An 18,706-nucleotide genomic window follows, 5' to 3' on the forward strand; every position below is an offset into this window, starting at 1 on the left:
ACGTCGATATGTCCACGCATCTCAAGACCATTGAACAACGTCTTTTGTGGCTGTCCCACTGGATGATCCACAATGCCAATCACATTCGCCCCAAGGCGGACGGTATCAAGGTCGGAGGGCATCAGGCATCATCTGCGTCGATGGTGTCGATCATGACGGCACTCTATTTCCAAACCTTGCGGCCAGAAGACAGGGTCGCGGTCAAGCCGCATGCGTCCCCGATTTTCCACGCGATCCAGTATCTCATGGGCAATCAGACGCGCGAAAAAATGGAGAACTTTCGCGGCTATGGCGGCGTGCAGAGTTACCCATCGCGCACCAAAGATATCGACGACGTCGATTTTTCGACGGGCTCGGTTGGTCTGGGCGTTGCAGTCACCTCGTTTGCGTCAATTGTGCAGGACTACATCCAAGCCAAATCTTGGGGCTCTGATCGGGACTTGGGTCGCATGATTGCGCTGGTGGGCGACGCAGAACTGGACGAAGGCAACATCTACGAAGCCCTGCAAGAGGGCTGGAAGAACGACCTGCGCAACTGCTGGTGGATCATCGACTACAACCGTCAATCACTTGATGGCGTTGTGCGCGAAGGCCTGTTCAAGCGGGTCGAGCAAATTTTTGACGCCTTCGGTTGGGATGTTGTCCGTGTCAAATACGGCCATTTGCAACGTGCGGCCTTCGAGGAAACCGGCGGCGACAAACTGCGCCAATGGATTGATGACTGCCCGAACCAATTGTACTCCGCGCTGACGTTCATGGGCGGTGCCGTTTGGCGCGCGCGCCTGATGGATGCGCTTGGTGATCAGGGCGATGTCACGGCATTGATTGAACGGCGCAGCGATGCAGAGCTTGCCGAATTGATGGAAAATCTAGGCGGCAACTGTGTGCAAACGATGGCCGACACATTCGCGTCTATCGATCACGACCGCCCCGTTTGTTTTCTGGCTTATACCATCAAAGGTTGGGGCACGCCGATTGCAGGCCACAAGGACAACCACGGCGGCCTGATGAACAAGACCCAGATGGCTGAATGGCAGGATCACATGGGCGTGGCGCAGGGCCAGGAGTGGGACAAATTCGCAACAATTGCCGACCCTGCCGCGTTTCAAGCCAAGCTGGAAAAGACACCCTTCTTTGCCAAAGGCCCGCGTCGCTTTAAAGACGATGTCATTGACGTCCCAACGATCGAACTGACGTCAGATCGCGAAATCTCGACGCAAATGGCGTTTGGCAAGATCCTCGACGCCCTGTCCAAAGGCGACAGCACGCTCGCCGAACGCATCGTAACAACATCGCCTGACGTGACCGGCACAACCAACCTTGGCCCATGGGTGAACCGTCGCAAATTGTTTGCACGTGACCATCAGGAGGACACGTTCAAAACAGAAAACATCCCGTCGACCGCGAAATGGGAGTTCACGCCAGAGGGCCAACACATCGAACTGGGCATCGCAGAGATGAACCTGTTCCTGCTTTTGGCGGCGGCTGGCCTGTCGCATTCGATGTTCGGCAAACGCCTTATTCCGATCGGCACCGTTTATGATCCCTTCGTGTCTCGCGGTTTGGACGCCCTGAATTACGCCTGCTACCAAGACGCACGATTTATGATTGTCGGCACGCCATCGGGCGTCACGTTGTCTTATGAAGGCGGCGCGCACCAATCCATCGCATCCCCGTTGATCGGCATGTCCCAAGACGGCCTCGCCGCGTTCGAACCTGCCTTTGCGGACGAATTAGCCGTGATCATGGAATGGTCGTTCAACTATCTCCAAAAGGACGGCGAAAGTGACCCCGACGAGCGGACATGGCTGCGCGATGAAACAGGCGGGTCAGTTTATCTGCGCCTGACCACCAACCCGATCGAACAGCCTGGCAAGCGCGTCGATGACGCGTTTCGACAAGGCGCAATCGACGGCGCATACTGGCTGCGCGAACCCGGTCCCAACTGCGAAGTTGTCATTGCATACCAAGGCGCTGTCGCCCCCGAAGCCATCAAAGCAGCGGGCCTGATCGGGGAAGGCCGCCGCGATGTCGGCGTCCTTGCTGTGACATCGGCTGACCGCTTGAACGCAGGTTGGACGGCGGCACAAAGGGCGCGGGCAAACGGCAACAAGGCCGCCACCTCGCACATTGAAACTGTGCTGCAAGGCTTACCACGCAACTGCGTCCTGATCACTGTCATCGACGGCCATCCCGCGACGCTGTCATGGCTTGGCGGCGTGTGGGGGCATCAAACGATCTCGCACGGGGTCGAGCATTTCGGGCAAACGGGCTCGATCGCTGACCTATATCGGCACTTTCGGATCGACGCCGACGCGTTGGTCAATTCCGCAAGCGAGCTGACTCATGGCCGGCATATCTCACCTATCAAGGTCGTTGGATAGCCATCTGCCGAAAGCGGTCGTTCATGTGTGATGCAGTAACCGGTACTTTGGGCTCAAAGCCGACCTTCTCTACGAACGGATATATTCAAACGAGCACGTCAAATCACGTAAGCCTTCTCCCGCTCCGCCTCGCTCAACACATACGGCTTCACGATCGCCCGTCCGTCCTCGCCAAAGAACGGCGTCTTCTTCCAGCGCCCTGAAAGCCGCTCCGCTGCAATCGCGCGGACGGTGCGGGCGATGAAGCCGATCATGCTGCCGGACGGCTCAGACACAGGCTCCAACGCATGCTCGGACTTGTAGCGGAACCGGATTGGCCCAAGCGCCTCCGGCTCGACAACATTGGCCACCAGAAACCCCGCAAAGCTGAATTTCGGATTGCCCACCATGTTGCAAATGGGCGTGTTGCAGCACTTGGCGTACCAGCGATATAGCCCCTTCGGCGCAAGTTGCAGCAGCGCCAGTTGGTCCTTGCCCGCCAGAAATTCCACCCGTGCGGGCTGGGTCTGGTAAATCTCCGTCCCGCCCTTCGCATCGGTAGCCACGCCAAACTGACCAAGATGGCGCGCGAAGGCCTGACAGTCGGTACAATAGCACAACCCGTGGTTGCCATTCGTCGCATCTGCCCCGCGCAATCGCGCCTGAAACGCGCCGCATTGGCAGCTCACCATCACATCATTGCTCATTTCCCGCCCTCCAAGCCGATTTACGCCGAACATAGCACCAACTAGAGACTGGATTGCACGGCAATTTCCCGTTAGAGTCCGCGTATAGACCCGAACAATCGGGCGATCGAGGTAGTTAAGGCGGTAATTCTCATGACTGAGATGGTGTATGGCACCGCTCTGGTGCATCCAGGCGAGCCAATTTTACCCAAATGGTGGCGGACTTTGGATCGCTGGTCGATGACCTGCGTTTTCGCGCTGTTTGGTATCGGACTTTTGTTGGGTCTCGCGGCGTCGCCGCCTTTGGCCGAAAAGAACGGGCTCGACCCGTTCCACTACGTATCCCGTCAGGCCTTCTTCGGCTGCGTGGCCATGTGTGTGATGATCGCGGTGTCGATGATGTCGACCCATATGGTCCGCCGCCTCGCCACGCTGTTCTTCATGGTCACATTGGTCGCGCTGATGCTGTTGCCGGTCTTCGGCACCGATTTTGGCAAAGGCGCCACGCGCTGGTATTCGATGGGCTTCGGCTCTTTCCAGCCGTCAGAGTTCCTCAAACCGGTATTCATCGTCACCTCCGCATGGCTGATCGCCGGCAGTCAGGAAATCAACGGCCCGCCCGGCAAGCTCTATTCCTTCATCCTGACGCTGGTGGTCGTGGGGTTCCTCGCCATGCAGCCCGATTTCGGGCAGGCCTGTCTGGTGCTGTTCGGCTGGGGCGTCGTCTATTTCGTGGCCGGTGCGCCCATGATCCTGCTGATCGGCATGGCCGGTCTTGTGACATTCGCGGGCGTAACCGCCTATTCCATGTCGGAACACTTCGCCCGCCGCATTGACGGCTTCCTCAGCGCCGAAGTCGACCCCACCACCCAGCTTGGCTACGCCACCAACGCCATCCGCGAAGGCGGCTATTTCGGTGTGGGCGTGGGCGAGGGCTCGGTGAAATGGTCTCTGCCGGATGCGCATACCGACTTCATCATCGCCGTCGCCGCCGAGGAATACGGCCTCGTCATGGTGCTGGCGATCATCGCGCTCTATGCGATCTTCTCCGTGCGCTGCTTGCACCGTTTGATGAAAGAGCGTGATCCGTTCATCCGCCTCGCTGGCACCGGCCTCGTCGCCATGTTCGCCATGCAGGCGGTGATCAACATGGGCGTCGCCGTGCGTTTGCTGCCTGCCAAGGGCATGACGCTGCCGTTCGTTTCCAACGGTGGCTCGTCGCTGATTGCGGGGGGCATCGCCCTTGGAATGCTTCTGGCCTTCACGCGCCAGCGCCCGCAAGACGAGATGCGCGACATCCTTCTGCGCCGCAGGGGGCAATAATGTCTGGCGCGCCACTTCTGGTCATCGCTGCGGGCGGCACGGGCGGGCATATGTTCCCGGCTCAGGCCTTGGCCGAGGCGATGCTGGCAAGAGGTTGGCGCGTGAAGCTGTCCACCGATGCGCGCGGTGCGCGCTACACGGGCGGCTTTCCTCACTCTGTCCAGATCGAGCAGGTCAAATCTGCCACCTTCGCACGTGGCGGCCTCGCCGGAAAACTCACCGCCCCGTTCAAGCTGGCCTCTGGTGTTCTCTCTGCGATGATGGGGTTCCGCCGCGACCGCCCCACGGTCGTCATAGGCTTCGGCGGCTATCCCAGCTTTCCTGCCATTTCAGCCGCCTATCTCATGCGGTTGCCGCGTGCGATCCACGAACAAAACGGCGTGTTGGGCCGCGTCAATCAGGTGTTTGCCACCCGCGTCGACGCGGTGGCCTGTGGCACTTGGCCGACCGCACTGCCCGAAGGTGTCGACGGCATCTTCACCGGCAACCCCGTGCGCGGGGCGGTGCTGGACCGGGCCGAGGCCCCCTATATTTCCCCCGGTGACTACCCGATGAGCATCGTCGTCGTCGGCGGCTCCCAAGGCGCGCGCATCCTGTCGGATGTGGTGCCGACTGCCATCGCGCAGCTTCCCGACGGGCTCAAGGCCAACCTGCGCATCTCCCACCAAGCCCGCGACGAGGACGCCGCAACCGCACAGCAAACCTACGCCGAAGCCGGTATCGACGCTGATGTGCAACCCTTTTTCCAAGACGTCCCCGCCCGCTTCGCCGAGGCGCAGTTGGTGATCTCCCGCGCAGGTGCATCCTCTGTCGCCGATATCTCCGTCATCGGCCGTCCGTCCATCCTGATCCCCTTTGCCGCAGCAACCGCCGACCACCAAACCGCAAATGCGCGCGGGCTGGTCGACGCAGGCGCGGCGATCATGATCCCCGAAAGCAAGCTGACAGCCGACACCTTGGCCGCCAGCATCGAAACCGTCCTCACCTATCCCGAAGGGGCGCTGCAAATGGTGCTCGCGGCATTGTCCGTCTCCCGCCCTGACGCAACGGAACGGCTGGTAGACATCGTAGAAACTCTCGCAAAGAAGAGCCCATGAACGCAGCAGCTACAAAACTCCCCCTCGAGCTTGGGGCCATTCACTTCGTCGGCATCGGCGGCATCGGAATGTCCGGTATCGCCGAGGTGCTTCTGAACTTGGGCTATACGGTCCAAGGCTCCGACATGAAGACCTCCAAGATCACCGACCGGCTGGCAAAGCTGGGCGCCACGATCTTCGAAGGCCAAAGCGCCGAAAACCTTGAGAACGCCGACGTCGTCGTCATTTCCTCCGCCATTAAACCCGGCAATGCCGAGCTGGACGAAGCCCGCCTCAAAGGCCTGCCCGTCGTCCGCCGCGCCGAAATGCTGGCCGAGCTGATGCGCCTGAAATCCAACATCGCCGTCGCAGGCACCCACGGAAAGACCACGACGACCACCATGGTTGCGGCCCTGCTGGACGCAGGCGGCATCGACCCCACCGTCATCAACGGCGGCATCATCCACGCCTACGGCTCCAACGCCCGTGTAGGGCAGGGCGAGTGGATGGTGGTCGAGGCCGACGAGAGCGACGGCACCTTCAACCGCCTCCCCGCCACCATCGGCATCGTCACCAATATCGACCCCGAGCATATGGAGCATTGGGGCGACTTCGACAAACTCCGCCAAGGCTTTCTCGACTTCGTCTCCAACATCCCGTTCTACGGCCTCGCCGTCTGCTGCACCGACCACCCCGAGGTGCAAACGCTGGTCGGCAAAATTACCGACCGCCGCGTCGTCACCTTCGGCTTCAACGCCCAAGCTGACGTCCGCGCGGTCAACCTGACCTACAAGGCAGGCGTCGCGCATTTCGACATCGCGCTGCAAAACGACGGTATCGTGATCAAAGACTGCAGCTTGCCCATGCCCGGCGATCACAACGTCTCCAACGCGCTCTCCGCCGTGGCCGTCGCCCGCCACCTGGGCATGAAGGCCGACGAAATCAAAGAGGCGCTGGCCAGTTTCGGCGGCGTAAACCGCCGCTTCACCAAGGTGGGTGAGGTCGACGGCGTCACCATCATCGACGATTACGGCCACCACCCCGTGGAAATCGCCGCTGTCCTTAAGGCCGCCCGCCAGGCCACCGAAGGTCGCGTCATCGCCATCCACCAGCCGCACCGCTACTCGCGGCTGCACTCGCTGTTCGATGACTTCTGTTCTTGCTTCAACGACGCCGACGTCGTCGGCATCGCCGATATCTTCGCCGCAGGCGAGGAGCCCATCGAGGGCGCCTCCCGCGACGATCTGGTCGCAGGCCTCCTGCGCCACGGCCACCGCCACGCCCGCGCCGTGATTGATGAAGACGACCTGTTGCGCCTCGTCCGCGAACAAGCCCGCGAAGGCGACATGGTGGTGCTTTTGGGCGCAGGCACGATCAGCGCTTGGGCCAACGCCCTTCCCGCGCGATTGGCTGGAAAAGGTGGGAAATGACTGACTTTCAACTTGAATGCCCTGGCGTCACTATAGGGCCAGTCGAGACGTGTTTTCTTAAAGGTTTGGCGGGGTTGGCATGAACATTTCACTGGTAGCAGCCTTCATCTGGGTTATTGCGGCGAACGTGGCGGCAATGCTTCCCTCGAACGACAATCTGTGGCGCAGGGCTTACGCTCTGATCGCCATCGGCGTGCCATTGCTCGGCTGGGTCACATTTGAGAATGGCCCCCTGATCGGCTTGATCTGCCTTGCCGCAGGTGTCTCGCTCCTACGCTGGCCCGTCCGCTACCTCGGCCGCTGGATGCGCAGCAAAACAATCGGCGAACCTGCGGAGTAGGGCGGGGTTCACACCGCCGCGCGAGTCTGGGGTAGCTCAACTCTCCGTTTAGGAAATCTCTGCGTTCAAATGGCCCGCTTGAACCCGTCTTTACCGAAGCAGCACGCTGTTCAAGTTGTGGCTTTCTTTCCAACGAAACGGCTATTTGAGTTCAACTGAGACTTCGTAAGTATCGGTGTTCCAACCACCGATTGCTCCGGTGACCTTCAAGAAAATCTTAGAGGTCGTTTGATCTTTCAACGGAAGATAAGCTACGCCAGAATTCGTCGAAATTCGACCAATCTCTTGCTCGCGCAAATCATATACCGTGACGGCGACACTGTTGCCGTTTACGTGCCGGAGTTTGATTTCATGTTGCGCAATATTGCCACTGTCAAAAGATACGCTGTACCAATCCACGTCGCGAGCTTGGTTCTTGAATCTTCCAGCCACAACTTGACCAATTTGCAGCGGATCAGCATCACGAATGCCATCATTTGGCTCGGATTCTTCCAAGACCGCTATTTCAGATACCTGATTGGATTCCTCAGGCGCAACTGGCTCAGGCGCGTCCTTTGAGTCGCCTGCGACTGGCACAATGTCAACTTGGGTCGATACCGTTTGACGTTCTGGAACAAATAACGTGACTGACAAAAACGCCGCCCCAACCAAGAACACCAACAACCCTGCGGACGAGCTTTCGAATTTTAACCCAAACAGTTCAATTTTCGCCGCGCCCTCAGGTCTCGGACGCAGCATCATATATAGCCCTGCAAACGCAAAAGCACCGCCAACCAACATCAGGGCGATCATTCTGGTCGCGCTTACAGCTTCAAATTCCATGCCAAGCTCCTTCGCAGCCAGCATAACACGCCCGACACATCTGTCACCTTGGCGCGAATGAAGCCGCAGACTGACGGTGATTGAGTCGCGTCTTCATGCAAAAGGTGCAGTTGAAAAACGGCCCTTGGCTTGCGATAGGGGGCAGGCGACTTAGTCCCACATTACCATCCATCGGTTTAAATTCCCCATTGTCCCTACCGCGCATAGGCCACGCCCGAACTGTGCTTTAAGGACAAATCTGCGGTCGACCCGATGCCCGACATAAGTCCGACGCTTTGCCGACGCTTTGCAGACTGCCATTTTGGCCTTTCCTCTTGCCCATTTGCCGGCGTTTCCCTAGCACGGAATCCATGACCAATTTCCCCACCCCTCGCGGCACGCTGACGCCGGATCGCCCCCTCGCGGACCTCACATGGCTGCGCGTCGGCGGCCCCGCCATGGCGCTATTCCAGCCCGCAGACCACGACGATCTGGCCACCTTCCTGCGTGACCTAGACCCGTCCATTCCCGTCTTTCCCATGGGCGTCGGCTCCAACCTGATCGTGCGCGACGGCGGGCTTGACGCCGTGGTGATCCGCCTCGGGCGCGGCTTCAACGGCATCACATTCGACGGCACGCGCGTGATCTGCGGCCCGGCCGCGCTGGACGCCCACGTTGCCCGCAAGGCCGCCGATCAGGGGCTTGATCTGACCTTCCTGCGCACCATTCCGGGCGCCATCGGCGGCGCGGTCCGGATGAACGCAGGCTGCTATGGCTCTTATATTGCTGATGTTTTTGTCGAAGCGACCGCCATTACCCGCAACGGCGAAACGATCACCCTGACAGCAGACGACCTCAACTTCGCCTACCGCTCCTCCGACCTGCCCGACGGTATGGTGATCACCGAGGTGACGCTGGAGGCCCCGAAAGGCGACTCCGACACATTGCACCAACGCATGACCGACCAGCTAGCCAAGCGCGACGCGACCCAACCCACCAAGGACCGCACCGCTGGCAGCACCTTTCGTAACCCCGCCGGATTTTCCTCGACAGGTCGCGACGACGACACCCACGAGCTCAAAGCATGGAAGGTCATAGACGAGGCGGGCCTGCGCGGCCAAACCCTTGGCGGCGCTCAGATGAGCGAGAAGCATCCCAACTTCCTGATCAACACAGGGGGCGCCACAGCAGCAGAGTTGGAAGATTTGGGCGAGCTGGTGCGGAAAAGGGTTCTCAAACACAGTGGAATAGAGCTACAATGGGAGGTGCTTCGGGTAGGTAAACGCTAACCTGAGCAGGGACTAACCAAATATAGGGGTCACAAAGGCCCCATACACAAAATAAGCCCCAAAAAGGGGCATTTGAGGCGGATATGTCGAGCAGGACAATTCGCAAAGTGGTGGTACTGATGGGCGGCCCCTCCGTAGAGCGGGAGGTTTCGCTGTCATCCGGGCGCGATTGCGCCACCGCGTTGCGCGAGGCGGGCTATGAGGTGACAGAGCTGGACGCAGGTCCGGATCTGGCTGCACGCCTGTCTGATCTCCAACCCGATGTGGTTTTCAATGCGCTCCACGGTCGCTGGGGCGAAGACGGTTGCGTCCAAGGCCTGCTCGAATGGATGCGTATTCCCTACACCCATTCCGGCGTGCTGGCCTCGGCCACCGCCATGGACAAAGAGCGCACCAAGCAGATTTACCGCGAGGCAGGCTTACCCGTTGTCTATAGCGTGCTGGCCTCCAAGGCCGACGTGATGTCCGCGCATGTGTTGCCCGCGCCTTACGTGGTGAAGCCTTATAACGAAGGTTCCTCCGTTGGCGTCTATCTGGTCAAAGAGGGGGCCAACAGCCCGCCGAAACTCTCCGACGATATGCCCGACACCGTGATGGTCGAGGCCTTCGCGCCCGGTCGCGAATTGACAACCTCTGTGGTTGGTGGCCGCGCCTTGATCGTGACCGATATCCTGACGGATGGATGGTACGACTACGAAGCGAAATACGCCGAAGGCGGCTCGCGCCATGTGGTTCCCGCCAACATCCCCGAAGAAATCACCGCACTTTGCATGGACTATGCCTTGCGCGCCCACAACGTGCTGGGCTGCCGCGGCGTGAGCCGCACCGACTTTCGTTGGGACGAAAGCAAAGGGGTCGCCGGTCTGATCCTGCTGGAAACCAACACCCAGCCTGGTATGACGCCGACATCGCTGACGCCCGAACAGGCGCTGAAAACCGGAATGTCCATGGCCGAGCTGTGCAAATGGATGGTGGAGGACGCCTCATGCGATCGTTGAACCCGCTGTCCAAAAAGCACGCGAACAGCGATCCGGCCCCAAGCCGCTGGTCCTATCGCATGGAACGCCTGTGGCTGACGCCGTCCTTCCGCAAAATCGTGCGCGTCGGAATGCCTTCGTTCTTGGTTGTGGCATCCCTTGGCCTCTATTTCTCTGATGCGAAGCGTCAGCAGGCGATCACCGACAAATACACTGAAATCCGTCGCTCCGTTGAGGAGCGTCCCGAGTTCATGGTCAAACTGATGGCCATCGACGGCGCGTCGGCTGGTCTCAACAGCGCGATCCGCGAAGTCATGCCGGTGGACCTGCCGCTGTCCAGTTTTGATCTTGATCTTGAAGCCATGCGCAAACAGGTCGAAAGCCTTGATGCCGTCAAGCGCGTAGATGTGCGCGTGCGGGCAGGGGGCCTGTTGCAGATCAATGTGGAAGAGCGCGTGCCAGCTGTCGTCTGGCGTGGGTCGGACGGGTTGGAACTGCTCGACATCGGTGGCCACCGCGTATCCGCGTTGCAAAGCCGCGCCGCGCGTCCTGACCTGCCATTGATTGCGGGCGAGGGCGCGAACACAGCCGTCGCCGAAGCGCTTGCCTTGCTCGAAACCGCCGCCCCGATCCGCGACCGTGTGATCGGTGTCGTGCGCATTTCCGAGCGTCGCTGGGATCTGGTCCTCGACCGTGCGCAGCGTATCATGCTGCCACCCAAGCAGCCCGAGCTTGCCCTTGATCGCGTGCTGGCGTTGAACGAGGCGCAAGACCTGCTCAAGCGCGACGTGACCCATATCGACATCCGCAACCCCGACCGTCCGACACTGCGTATGACCTCTGACGCGCTTGCCTCCATGCGCGAAATGCAGGGCATCAAAGTGAACAACAACTGATAACGAGAGACAAACGTCCCATGACCGATCTTTATCAATCTCAACGCGCCATGAGAAACAAGCGTCAAGCTGCCATGCAGCGGGGCGTGATCGCCGTGCTGGATGTGGGCTCCTCCAAGATCGCCTGTCTGGTTCTGCGTTTTGACGGCCCTGACAGTTTCCGCGACAGCGACGGCATCGGCTCCATGGCGGGGCAGTCCTCTTTCCGCGTCATCGGGGCGGCGACCACCCGGTCGCGGGGTGTGCGGTTTGGCGAAATCGATGCCATGCACGAAACCGAACGCGCCATTCGCACCGCCGTGCAAGCAGCACAAAAGATGGCAGGCGTTCGGGTCGACCACGTCATCGCGTGTTTTGCAGGGGCCAAGCCCCGCTCTTACGGTCTGGCAGGTAGCGTTGATCTGCATGACGGCGCCGTCAGCGACAATTGTATCGCCCGCGTTCTGTCGTCCTGCGACATTCCCGATTACGGCGAGAACCGCGAAATCCTGCACGCCCAACCGGTGAACTTCGCCGTCGACCACCGGTCCGGCCTTGGTGATCCACGCGGGCAGGCGGGCAATGCGCTGTCCGTCGACATGCACATGCTGTCGGTCGATCGCGCCCCCATCGAAAATCTGCTCTATTGTATAAAGCGCTGCGATCTGGAACTGGCGGGCATCGCGTCTTCCAGCTACGCCGCCGGTATTTCTTCGCTGGTCGAGGACGAGCAGGAACTTGGCGCGGCCTGTATCGATCTCGGCGGCGGCTCCACGGGGATTTCGATCTTCATCAAGAAGCACATGATCTACGCTGACACCGTGCGCATGGGTGGCGATCACGTAACCTCCGACATCTCCCAAGGTTTGCAGGTTCCCATGCCGACAGCCGAGCGGATTAAGACGTTCTACGGCGGGGTGCAGGCCACTGGTATGGATGACCGCGACATGATCGACCTCAGCTCTGATACCGGAGATTGGGAGCATGACCGCCGCACCGTCAGCCGCGCCGAGGTGATCGGCGTCATGCGTCCACGCATGGAGGAAATTCTGGAAGAGGTCCGCGTCCGTCTCGACGCCGCAGGGTTCGAGCATTTGCCAAGCCAGCGCATCGTGCTGACCGGCGGCGCGTCCCAGCTTCCGGGCCTCGACGGCTTGGCATCGCGCATCCTTGGCCAACAGGTTCGCCTTGGTCGCCCGCTTCGGGTTCAGGGGCTGCCCCAATCGGTCACTGGACCGGGATTTGCCTCCGCCGTTGGCACATGTCTCTTCGCAGCGCATCCGCAAGACGAATGGTGGGATTTCGACATTCCGGTGGAAGGCTATCCCGCCCGCTCGCTGAAGCGCGCGGTGAAGTGGTTCAAGGACAACTGGTAATCCGTCGAGATGCTCCGGCTCGCCGTCGCACTTATATTGTCAGGGACACCCGCATCAGCTGACGCGTGGGGCGATAAGAAGTGTGAGCTTTACCGCGCAGCGTTCGAAGATGCGCGGGTGATGCTCGGCTCCGACGGGATAAGCGACAGCTTCACCGACGGGAACGCACGGTTCATCGCAAGTGGCTGCACCGAGCAAATTCGCCTTTGTCCGCAATCGGTCAAAGAATTGGAACTGGCCGATATGCTCACCGTCATGACCATGAGCGAGGGGATGGCCAGCACCTTCGTGCCTTTTGGTTGCCCGTAAATTCCGACAAGACAGATCGCTTCTGCTGGTGACAGGCGCATCACGATTTGATAGCCTGAATGCAGTGCCCAATAGAGGCAGACCATAGGCCGAGCAGTTGGCCCCCAGAACCCGAGACTGATTCCATGCAAATAGCTTGCGCATGGAGTGTTCTTGCTTTGTCTTGTGTCTGCGGTCTCGGTTTCCGCGAGATATAGCCAACTAAGCGAAATGCTGCCGAAAATGGACCGGAAATTGCCATATTTTGTGGCAAAATTGCCTTTTTCACGTGACCTATGGTGAGAGTGTCGATAGGATTTGCCGAAACGGGGCATAACCATAAGGGCCGCAATGGCTCATTCGTGAAAAGTACATACACCTTTATTCTAAGCGGGCGGACCAGCACATGACACTTAATCTTCGGATGCCAGAACAAGCAGATCTCAAACCACGCATCACCGTATTCGGTGTCGGCGGGGCAGGCGGTAACGCCGTGAATAACATGATCGAGAAAGAGCTTGATGGTGTCGAGTTCGTGGTCGCCAACACCGACGCGCAAGCCCTGCAACAAGGCAAGGCCCCCGCGAAGATCCAGATGGGTGTGAAAGTTACTGAAGGTCTGGGCGCAGGCGCGCGCCCCTCGGTCGGTGCCGCCGCCGCCGAAGAGACCATCGAAGAAATCGTCGACCACCTTGCAGGCGCTCACATGTGCTTCATCACCGCCGGTATGGGCGGTGGCACGGGGACGGGCGCTGCGCCGATCATCGCACAAGCAGCCCGCGAGCTTGGCGTTCTGACCGTTGGCGTCGTCACCAAGCCGTTCCAGTTCGAGGGCGGCAAGCGCATGAAGCAAGCTGAAGAAGGCGTTGAAGCCCTTCAGAAAGTTGTCGACACGCTTATCATCATTCCAAACCAGAACCTGTTCCGTCTCGCCAACGAGAAAACGACCTTCACCGAGGCGTTCTCCATGGCCGATGACGTGCTGTACCAAGGTGTCAAAGGCGTCACCGATCTGATGGTGCGTCCTGGCCTGATCAACCTCGACTTCGCCGACGTGCGCGCCGTGATGGACGAGATGGGCAAAGCCATGATGGGCACCGGCGAGGCAGAGGGCGAAGATCGCGCCGTTCAAGCCGCCGAGAAAGCCATCGCCAACCCGCTGCTGGACGAAATATCGCTCCGCGGTGCCAAAGGTGTGCTGATCAACATCACCGGCGGTCACGACCTGACTTTGTTCGAACTGGACGAAGCCGCGAACCGTATCCGCGAGGAAGTGGACCCAGAGGCGAACATCATCGTCGGCTCCACGCTGGACACCACTATGGACGGCAAAATGCGCGTCTCCGTCGTGGCGACAGGTATCGAAGCCTCCGAAGAATTGCTGTCCCACCCAGTTGCGCGCCGCTCTTTGGCGGCACCGCTGACTTTGGATCGCGCCGAACCTGCCCCGCAGCCAATGCCGGAAACTGAAGTTGCAGCGGCCCCTGCCGCACCATCCTATCAGCAGACCGCCACCGAAGCGCCAGAGCCTTCCTTGTTCGAAGAGATCGAGCAGGACGACACGGAAACCGAAGATGGTCTGCCTCAGCCGGTCTATACACCTGCACCGCAGCCAGCCTTCCAGCCCGTTGCCGAAGCAGAGCCAGCACAACCGGTGTTCCAATCGCGCCAACAGCCGGGCACACCAACACCGGAAGCAATGCAGCGTTTGCGCGCCGCCGTCGGTCGCAACCCCGGTCACGACCATCAGCAGAACCAACAGCACCAGCCCGAAGTTGCAGAAACGCATGCGGAGAAGCCACGCTTCGGGATCAATTCGCTGATCGGTCGCATGACGGGTGCTGCGGAAGGCGAAGGACACCACGGCTCCGCGCCACAGCGTCAGCAGCCACAATTGTCGCAAGCTCCGGCGTCTCAGCCGCAGCAAGCCAAGGCCGATCCAGAGCAGGAAAAGATCGAAATTCCTGCCTTCCTGCGCCGTCAGGCCAACTAAAACAAACGTTGTAACGCAACGTCAAAAGGCCGGGCTCTGCCCGGCCTTCATTGTTTTTACCTTTATATTTCAACACACTTGCCGCGTTGCAGCGAAATATGACAGTTATGTTGCAAACGGTCATAAAGAGTGAGTTGTGACACGCCCTCCAACCCCATATTTTACACTCAACCCGGACAGACCAATGCGTCTTGATGGATTGAGCAGAAACAACGAAGCCCAAGTAACGGCTTTATCGGGGGCCTTGCGTGCAAGCCACTTTGACACAGACGATCAGCTTTGAGGGCGTGGGCCTTCATTCCGGCAAGCCGGTTCGCATGGATGTGCATCCTGCGGCTGCCCGTTTTGGCATCTGGTTCAAACGCACCGACGTGTCGGATGCAGACAACATGGTGCGTGCGATCTATTCCGCCGTGGGCGCTAAACCTCTTTGCAGCGAATTGACCAATGATGATGGCGTGGGCGTATCCACCGTCGAACATATCATGGCAGCGCTGGCAGGCTGCGGCATCCACAACGCACTGATCGAGCTGGACGGTCCCGAAGTTCCAATCATGGACGGCTGCTCCGCTGATTTCGTTCGGGCCATCGTCGAAGTGGGCGCGCGCAAGCAAGCGGCGCGGCTTTATGCGATCGAAGTCCTCTCCCCTGTGATGGTTGAGGAAAACGGCGCTATGGCGATGTTGACCCCTGCGGGCGGTCTCGAAATCGACTTCCACATTGAATTCCCCGATGCTGCAATCGGTCGCCAGCACATGGCGTTGGATATGCGCAACGGTACATTCGTGCGCGAGCTGTCCGATAGCCGCACATTCTGCCGCAAAGCAGATATCGACATGATGCATGACAACGGCTTGGCCCTTGGTGGCACATATCACAATGCCGTGGTTGTGGATGGAGACGACGTTCTCAGCCCGGGTGGCCTGCGCCACGTGGACGAGGCTGTTCGCCATAAAATGCTGGACGCTTTGGGCGATCTGGCCTTGGCCGGCGCGCCGATTTTGGGCCGTTATACAGGTGTGAGAGCGGGTCACGCGATGACCAACAAACTGCTGCGCAAGCTGTTTGCCAACCCGTCATCCTACCGTTTTGTGCCTTGCACGCCCGAGCAGGCGGCACGTCTGCCCGGTGTTGGCGTACGTAAGGCCGATCTGGCACTGGTTGCCTAAACCATCATAAAGGCGTTTTGCCCTGCAAAGAGATGTGTTAGACCAGCCCAAAGAGGCCGTGAACCGGATACCGGGACGGTCAAGCAATGAGGTTGGCGGTCAATGACAGGGCGCAGCGGGATTATCCTAAGAACAGTCACAGCGCTCGCGCTGGCATCAAGCCTATCTGCATGCGGTAATCGCGGCGGAGACGGATTTTTGGCTAACTTTTGGGGCTCCAAGGCAGAAGCGCCACTCGAGACCTTCGGACCCGAAGAAATCTACAAGCGCGCCGAATTCCAGCTGGAAGACGGCGATATTGACGAAGCCGTGCGCCTTTTTGGCGAGGTGGAGCGTTTGTACCCCTATTCCGAATGGGCCAAGCGCGCGCTGATCATGCAAGCCTTCTCGTACCACGCAGACCGTGACTACGAAAACTCCCGCGCCAGCGCCCAACGCTTTCTCGACTTTTATCCCGCCGACGAAGATGCCGCCTATGCGCAATATCTGCTGGCGATCAGCTATTACGACCAAATTGACCAAGTGGGCCGCGACCAAGGTTTGACGTTCCAAGCCTTGCAAGCCCTGCGCACGGTGATCGAGCGCTACCCCGAAAGCGAATACGCCAAATCCTCGATTTTGAAGTTCGACCTGGCATTTGACCATCTGGCTTCCAAGGAAATGGAAATCGGGCGCTATTACCTCAAGCGCGGCCATTATGCGTCTGCCATCAACCGCTTCCGCGTGGTGGTCGAGGAGTTCCAAACCACAACCCACACCGCAGAGGCGCTGCACCGTCTGGTGGAATCCTACCTGTCGCTGGGTCTGACCGACGAAGCGCAAACCGCTGGGGCCATTCTGGGCCACAACTTCCAGTCCACGGGCTTCTATCAGGACAGCTACAACCTGCTCCAAGGGCGTGGTCTGGAGCCGGAGGCGGCGGGCAAAGGCTGGTTGCAGGACATCTATCGTCAGGTAATCCGCGGCAAGTGGTTGTAACGGGCGGCGGGGTCATCCTCGCCCCACAGGTGGTGTAGATGCTGCGCACGCTTGAAATTCGCGACATGTTGATCATCGACCGGCTGGAGCTAGAGTTCCAGCCCGGTCTCAACGTGCTCACCGGCGAGACCGGTGCGGGTAAGTCTATCCTATTGGATTCACTCGGGTTTGTCCTTGGCTGGCGCGGTCGCGCGGAGCTGGTGCGGGCAGGGGCCGAGAAGGGCGAAGTGACTGCGCAGTTCGATTTGCCGTCGGGCCATGCCGCTTGGGTCGTGTTGGAAGACGCAGGGTTCGAGCATGACGGCGAATTGATTCTACGCCGCACCAACTATCCTGACGGGCGCAAGCAAGCCTATATCAACGACCGCCGGACATCTGGCGAATTGCTCCGCAGCTTGTCCGAAACGCTGGTCGAATTACACGGTCAGCACGACGACCGCGGTATCCTGAACCCCAAGGCCCACCGCGAAATGCTCGACAGTTTCGCGGGTCTGGACCTGTCCAAACTTGGCACACGCTGGCAGGCGCTCACCGCCGCCAAACGCGAGTTGAAGCGCGCCCAGAAAGCGCTGGACGAGATCCGCGCCGAGGAAGAATTCCTGCGCCACGCGGTGGCCGAGCTGGACGCCATTGACCCGCAGCCGGGCCAAGAGGCCGAACTTGACGTAAAACGCCGCCAGATGCAGGCGGGCGAGCGTATCCGCGACGATATTGCCAAGGCATTGCAAGGGCTTGGCCTAAACGGGGCGGAGGGACTGGTCAACGACGCCGCCCGCTGGCTCGACGGCGTAGCCGATCAGGCGGAAGGCCAACTGGACAGCGCGCTGTCTGCGTTGGAGCGCACGGTCAATGAGCTTAGCGACGCCCAGCAAGTGGTCGAAGCCGTGCTGGAGCGCTTGCAATTCGATCCGATGGAGTTGGAGCAGGTCGAGGAGCAGCTCTTCGCCCTGCGCGGCCTTGCCCGCAAACATGACGTGTTGGCCGATGATCTGGCAGAGTTCGCCGCAGGTCTGCGCATCCGCCTTGCCGCGCTCGACGGGGGCGCGGTGGAGCTGGCGGACCTGCGCAAAGCGCTAGACGATGCGACTGCGACCTATCAGGAAGAAGCCGACCGCGTCACCAAAGCCCGCCAATCCGCCGCCGCCAAGCTGGACAAGGCGATGGGGGCGGAACTCGCCCCGCTAAAGATGGAGCGCGCGGTGTTCAAAACCGACGTCACCCCCGAAACTGCTGGGCCGGAAGGCCAAGACGATGTGTCCTTCACTGTCGCCACCAACCCCGGTGCACCCTCCGGCCCGCTTAACAAAATCGCCTCCGGCGGCGAGCTGTCGCGCTTCCTGCTGGCCCTTAAGGTCTGCCTGTCCGGCACCGCCGAAGGTGTCACCATGATTTTTGACGAGATTGACCGTGGCGTCGGTGGCGCGACGGCCGACGCCGTAGGCCGCCGCCTGAAATCGCTGGCAGATGGCGCACAAGTGCTGGTCGTCACCCACTCACCGCAAGTGGCTGCATTGGGTGGGCATCACTGGCGCGTTGAAAAGCAGGTGCGCGACGAGCAGACTTTCTCCACCGTCATCCCGCTCGACGAGGCCGCCCGCATCAACGAGATTGCCCGCATGGTGTCGGGGGACACCGTGACCGATGCCGCCAAGGACGCCGCACGATCCTTGTTGAAAGTCTAGCGCCCTAGACCCTCTCCATCCATTGTCCTAAGACGGAATGAACGCAGCGCGAGGCGTCGG

At 60.0% G+C, this 18,706-nt stretch carries 16 protein-coding genes; 14 read left to right on the forward strand and 2 right to left on the reverse strand.

Annotation, left to right across the window (positions count from 1 at the left end):
- The first annotated feature begins 8 nt into the window (after window positions 1–8).
- On the forward strand, window positions 9–2,384 hold the full coding sequence (locus BDE40_RS02380; RefSeq protein WP_134012493.1) for a 1-deoxy-D-xylulose-5-phosphate synthase N-terminal domain-containing protein: 2,376 nt from the start codon (window positions 9–11) through the stop codon (window positions 2,382–2,384).
- A 98-nt stretch (window positions 2,385–2,482) separates the two neighbouring features.
- Here the strand turns inward: BDE40_RS02380 and BDE40_RS02385 are convergent, their stop codons facing one another.
- Window positions 2,483–3,070 carry a DUF6151 family protein gene (locus tag BDE40_RS02385; RefSeq protein WP_134012495.1) on the reverse strand — a complete coding sequence of 196 codons (588 nt, stop codon included), beginning with the start codon at window positions 3,068–3,070 and terminating at the stop codon, window positions 2,483–2,485.
- Window positions 3,071–3,202: 132 nt separating this feature from the next.
- Between BDE40_RS02385 and BDE40_RS02390 the strand changes: the two genes are divergently transcribed.
- The 4 genes from BDE40_RS02390 to BDE40_RS02405 all read left to right on the forward strand — a co-directional run bounded on the left by BDE40_RS02390 (window position 3,203) and on the right by BDE40_RS02405 (window position 7,218).
- Window positions 3,203–4,372 (forward strand): FtsW/RodA/SpoVE family cell cycle protein, encoded by a 1,170-nt coding sequence (locus BDE40_RS02390; RefSeq protein ID WP_134012497.1) that lies wholly within the window; start codon window positions 3,203–3,205, stop codon window positions 4,370–4,372.
- Complete coding sequence (locus BDE40_RS02395; RefSeq protein ID WP_134012499.1) at window positions 4,372–5,469, forward strand: UDP-N-acetylglucosamine--N-acetylmuramyl-(pentapeptide) pyrophosphoryl-undecaprenol N-acetylglucosamine transferase; 1,098 nt, start codon at window positions 4,372–4,374, stop codon at window positions 5,467–5,469. Before BDE40_RS02390 ends, BDE40_RS02395 begins: the two co-directional genes overlap by 1 nt.
- Entirely contained in the window at window positions 5,466–6,878 is a 1,413-nt protein-coding gene (gene murC / locus BDE40_RS02400) for a UDP-N-acetylmuramate--L-alanine ligase (protein ID WP_134012501.1), read from the forward strand. The genes BDE40_RS02395 and murC overlap by 4 nt, the downstream gene beginning before the upstream one ends.
- A 79-nt stretch (window positions 6,879–6,957) precedes the next feature.
- The gene (locus BDE40_RS02405; RefSeq protein ID WP_134012503.1) at window positions 6,958–7,218 is read left to right on the forward strand and encodes a DUF2484 family protein; all 261 of its coding nucleotides are present in this window, start codon (window positions 6,958–6,960) and stop codon (window positions 7,216–7,218) included.
- Between the two features lie 141 nt (window positions 7,219–7,359).
- Here BDE40_RS02405 and BDE40_RS02410 read toward each other — a convergent pair whose 3' ends face one another.
- A complete protein-coding gene (locus BDE40_RS02410; RefSeq protein ID WP_134012505.1) occupies window positions 7,360–8,040 on the reverse strand; it encodes an NADH-ubiquinone oxidoreductase chain 4L in 681 nt (226 codons plus the stop codon).
- Window positions 8,041–8,390: 350 nt separating this feature from the next.
- Here BDE40_RS02410 and murB point away from each other — a divergent pair, with 350 nt between their 5' ends.
- From murB to recN, 9 genes are all read left to right on the forward strand, one after another.
- Window positions 8,391–9,308 carry a UDP-N-acetylmuramate dehydrogenase gene (gene murB, locus BDE40_RS02415; RefSeq protein ID WP_134012508.1) on the forward strand — a complete coding sequence of 306 codons (918 nt, stop codon included), beginning with the start codon at window positions 8,391–8,393 and terminating at the stop codon, window positions 9,306–9,308.
- Between the two features lie 83 nt (window positions 9,309–9,391).
- Window positions 9,392–10,306, forward strand: a complete 915-nt coding sequence (locus BDE40_RS02420) for a D-alanine--D-alanine ligase (protein WP_211342391.1) — start codon at window positions 9,392–9,394, stop codon at window positions 10,304–10,306.
- The gene (locus BDE40_RS02425; RefSeq protein ID WP_134012510.1) at window positions 10,294–11,181 is read left to right on the forward strand and encodes a cell division protein FtsQ/DivIB; all 888 of its coding nucleotides are present in this window, start codon (window positions 10,294–10,296) and stop codon (window positions 11,179–11,181) included. The genes BDE40_RS02420 and BDE40_RS02425 overlap by 13 nt, the downstream gene beginning before the upstream one ends.
- Window positions 11,182–11,201: 20 nt before the next feature.
- Entirely contained in the window at window positions 11,202–12,536 is a 1,335-nt protein-coding gene (gene ftsA, locus BDE40_RS02430) for a cell division protein FtsA (RefSeq protein WP_134012512.1), read from the forward strand.
- Window positions 12,537–12,545: 9 nt separating this feature from the next.
- Window positions 12,546–12,845: a hypothetical protein gene (locus BDE40_RS02435; RefSeq protein ID WP_134012513.1), complete on the forward strand. Its 300-nt coding sequence runs from the start codon at window positions 12,546–12,548 to the stop codon at window positions 12,843–12,845.
- Window positions 12,846–13,230: 385 nt separating this feature from the next.
- Window positions 13,231–14,817, forward strand: coding sequence for a cell division protein FtsZ (ftsZ, locus tag BDE40_RS02440; RefSeq protein WP_134012515.1), 1,587 nt, complete (start codon window positions 13,231–13,233; stop codon window positions 14,815–14,817).
- A 248-nt stretch (window positions 14,818–15,065) separates the two neighbouring features.
- Window positions 15,066–15,986, forward strand: a complete 921-nt coding sequence (gene lpxC / locus BDE40_RS02445; protein WP_134012517.1) for a UDP-3-O-acyl-N-acetylglucosamine deacetylase — start codon at window positions 15,066–15,068, stop codon at window positions 15,984–15,986.
- A gap of 102 nt (window positions 15,987–16,088) precedes the next feature.
- Complete coding sequence (locus tag BDE40_RS02450; RefSeq protein WP_073146193.1) at window positions 16,089–16,964, forward strand: outer membrane protein assembly factor BamD; 876 nt, start codon at window positions 16,089–16,091, stop codon at window positions 16,962–16,964.
- A gap of 38 nt (window positions 16,965–17,002) precedes the next feature.
- A complete protein-coding gene (gene recN, locus BDE40_RS02455) occupies window positions 17,003–18,646 on the forward strand; it encodes a DNA repair protein RecN (RefSeq protein WP_134012519.1) in 1,644 nt (547 codons plus the stop codon).
- Window positions 18,647–18,706: the final 60 nt, after the last annotated feature.

This window comes from Litoreibacter halocynthiae, assembly GCF_004365635.1.
GTDB lineage: Bacteria > Pseudomonadota > Alphaproteobacteria > Rhodobacterales > Rhodobacteraceae > Litoreibacter > Litoreibacter halocynthiae.

Excerpts from the sequence above, each read along its gene's own strand:
- BDE40_RS02380 (WP_134012493.1), top strand. The coding sequence starts at position 9 with ATGTCCACGCATCTCAAGACCATTGAACAACGTCTTTTGTGGCTGTCC.
- BDE40_RS02385 (WP_134012495.1), bottom strand. The coding sequence starts at position 3,070 with ATGAGCAATGATGTGATGGTGAGCTGCCAATGCGGCGCGTTTCAGGCG.
- BDE40_RS02390 (WP_134012497.1), top strand. The coding sequence starts at position 3,203 with ATGACTGAGATGGTGTATGGCACCGCTCTGGTGCATCCAGGCGAGCCA.
- BDE40_RS02395 (WP_134012499.1), top strand. The coding sequence starts at position 4,372 with ATGTCTGGCGCGCCACTTCTGGTCATCGCTGCGGGCGGCACGGGCGGG.
- murC (WP_134012501.1), top strand. The coding sequence starts at position 5,466 with ATGAACGCAGCAGCTACAAAACTCCCCCTCGAGCTTGGGGCCATTCAC.
- BDE40_RS02405 (WP_134012503.1), top strand. The coding sequence starts at position 6,958 with ATGAACATTTCACTGGTAGCAGCCTTCATCTGGGTTATTGCGGCGAAC.
- BDE40_RS02410 (WP_134012505.1), bottom strand. The coding sequence starts at position 8,040 with ATGGAATTTGAAGCTGTAAGCGCGACCAGAATGATCGCCCTGATGTTG.
- murB (WP_134012508.1), top strand. The coding sequence starts at position 8,391 with ATGACCAATTTCCCCACCCCTCGCGGCACGCTGACGCCGGATCGCCCC.
- BDE40_RS02420 (WP_211342391.1), top strand. The coding sequence starts at position 9,392 with ATGTCGAGCAGGACAATTCGCAAAGTGGTGGTACTGATGGGCGGCCCC.
- BDE40_RS02425 (WP_134012510.1), top strand. The coding sequence starts at position 10,294 with ATGCGATCGTTGAACCCGCTGTCCAAAAAGCACGCGAACAGCGATCCG.
- ftsA (WP_134012512.1), top strand. The coding sequence starts at position 11,202 with ATGACCGATCTTTATCAATCTCAACGCGCCATGAGAAACAAGCGTCAA.
- BDE40_RS02435 (WP_134012513.1), top strand. The coding sequence starts at position 12,546 with ATGCTCCGGCTCGCCGTCGCACTTATATTGTCAGGGACACCCGCATCA.
- ftsZ (WP_134012515.1), top strand. The coding sequence starts at position 13,231 with ATGACACTTAATCTTCGGATGCCAGAACAAGCAGATCTCAAACCACGC.
- BDE40_RS02450 (WP_073146193.1), top strand. The coding sequence starts at position 16,089 with ATGACAGGGCGCAGCGGGATTATCCTAAGAACAGTCACAGCGCTCGCG.
- recN (WP_134012519.1), top strand. The coding sequence starts at position 17,003 with ATGCTGCGCACGCTTGAAATTCGCGACATGTTGATCATCGACCGGCTG.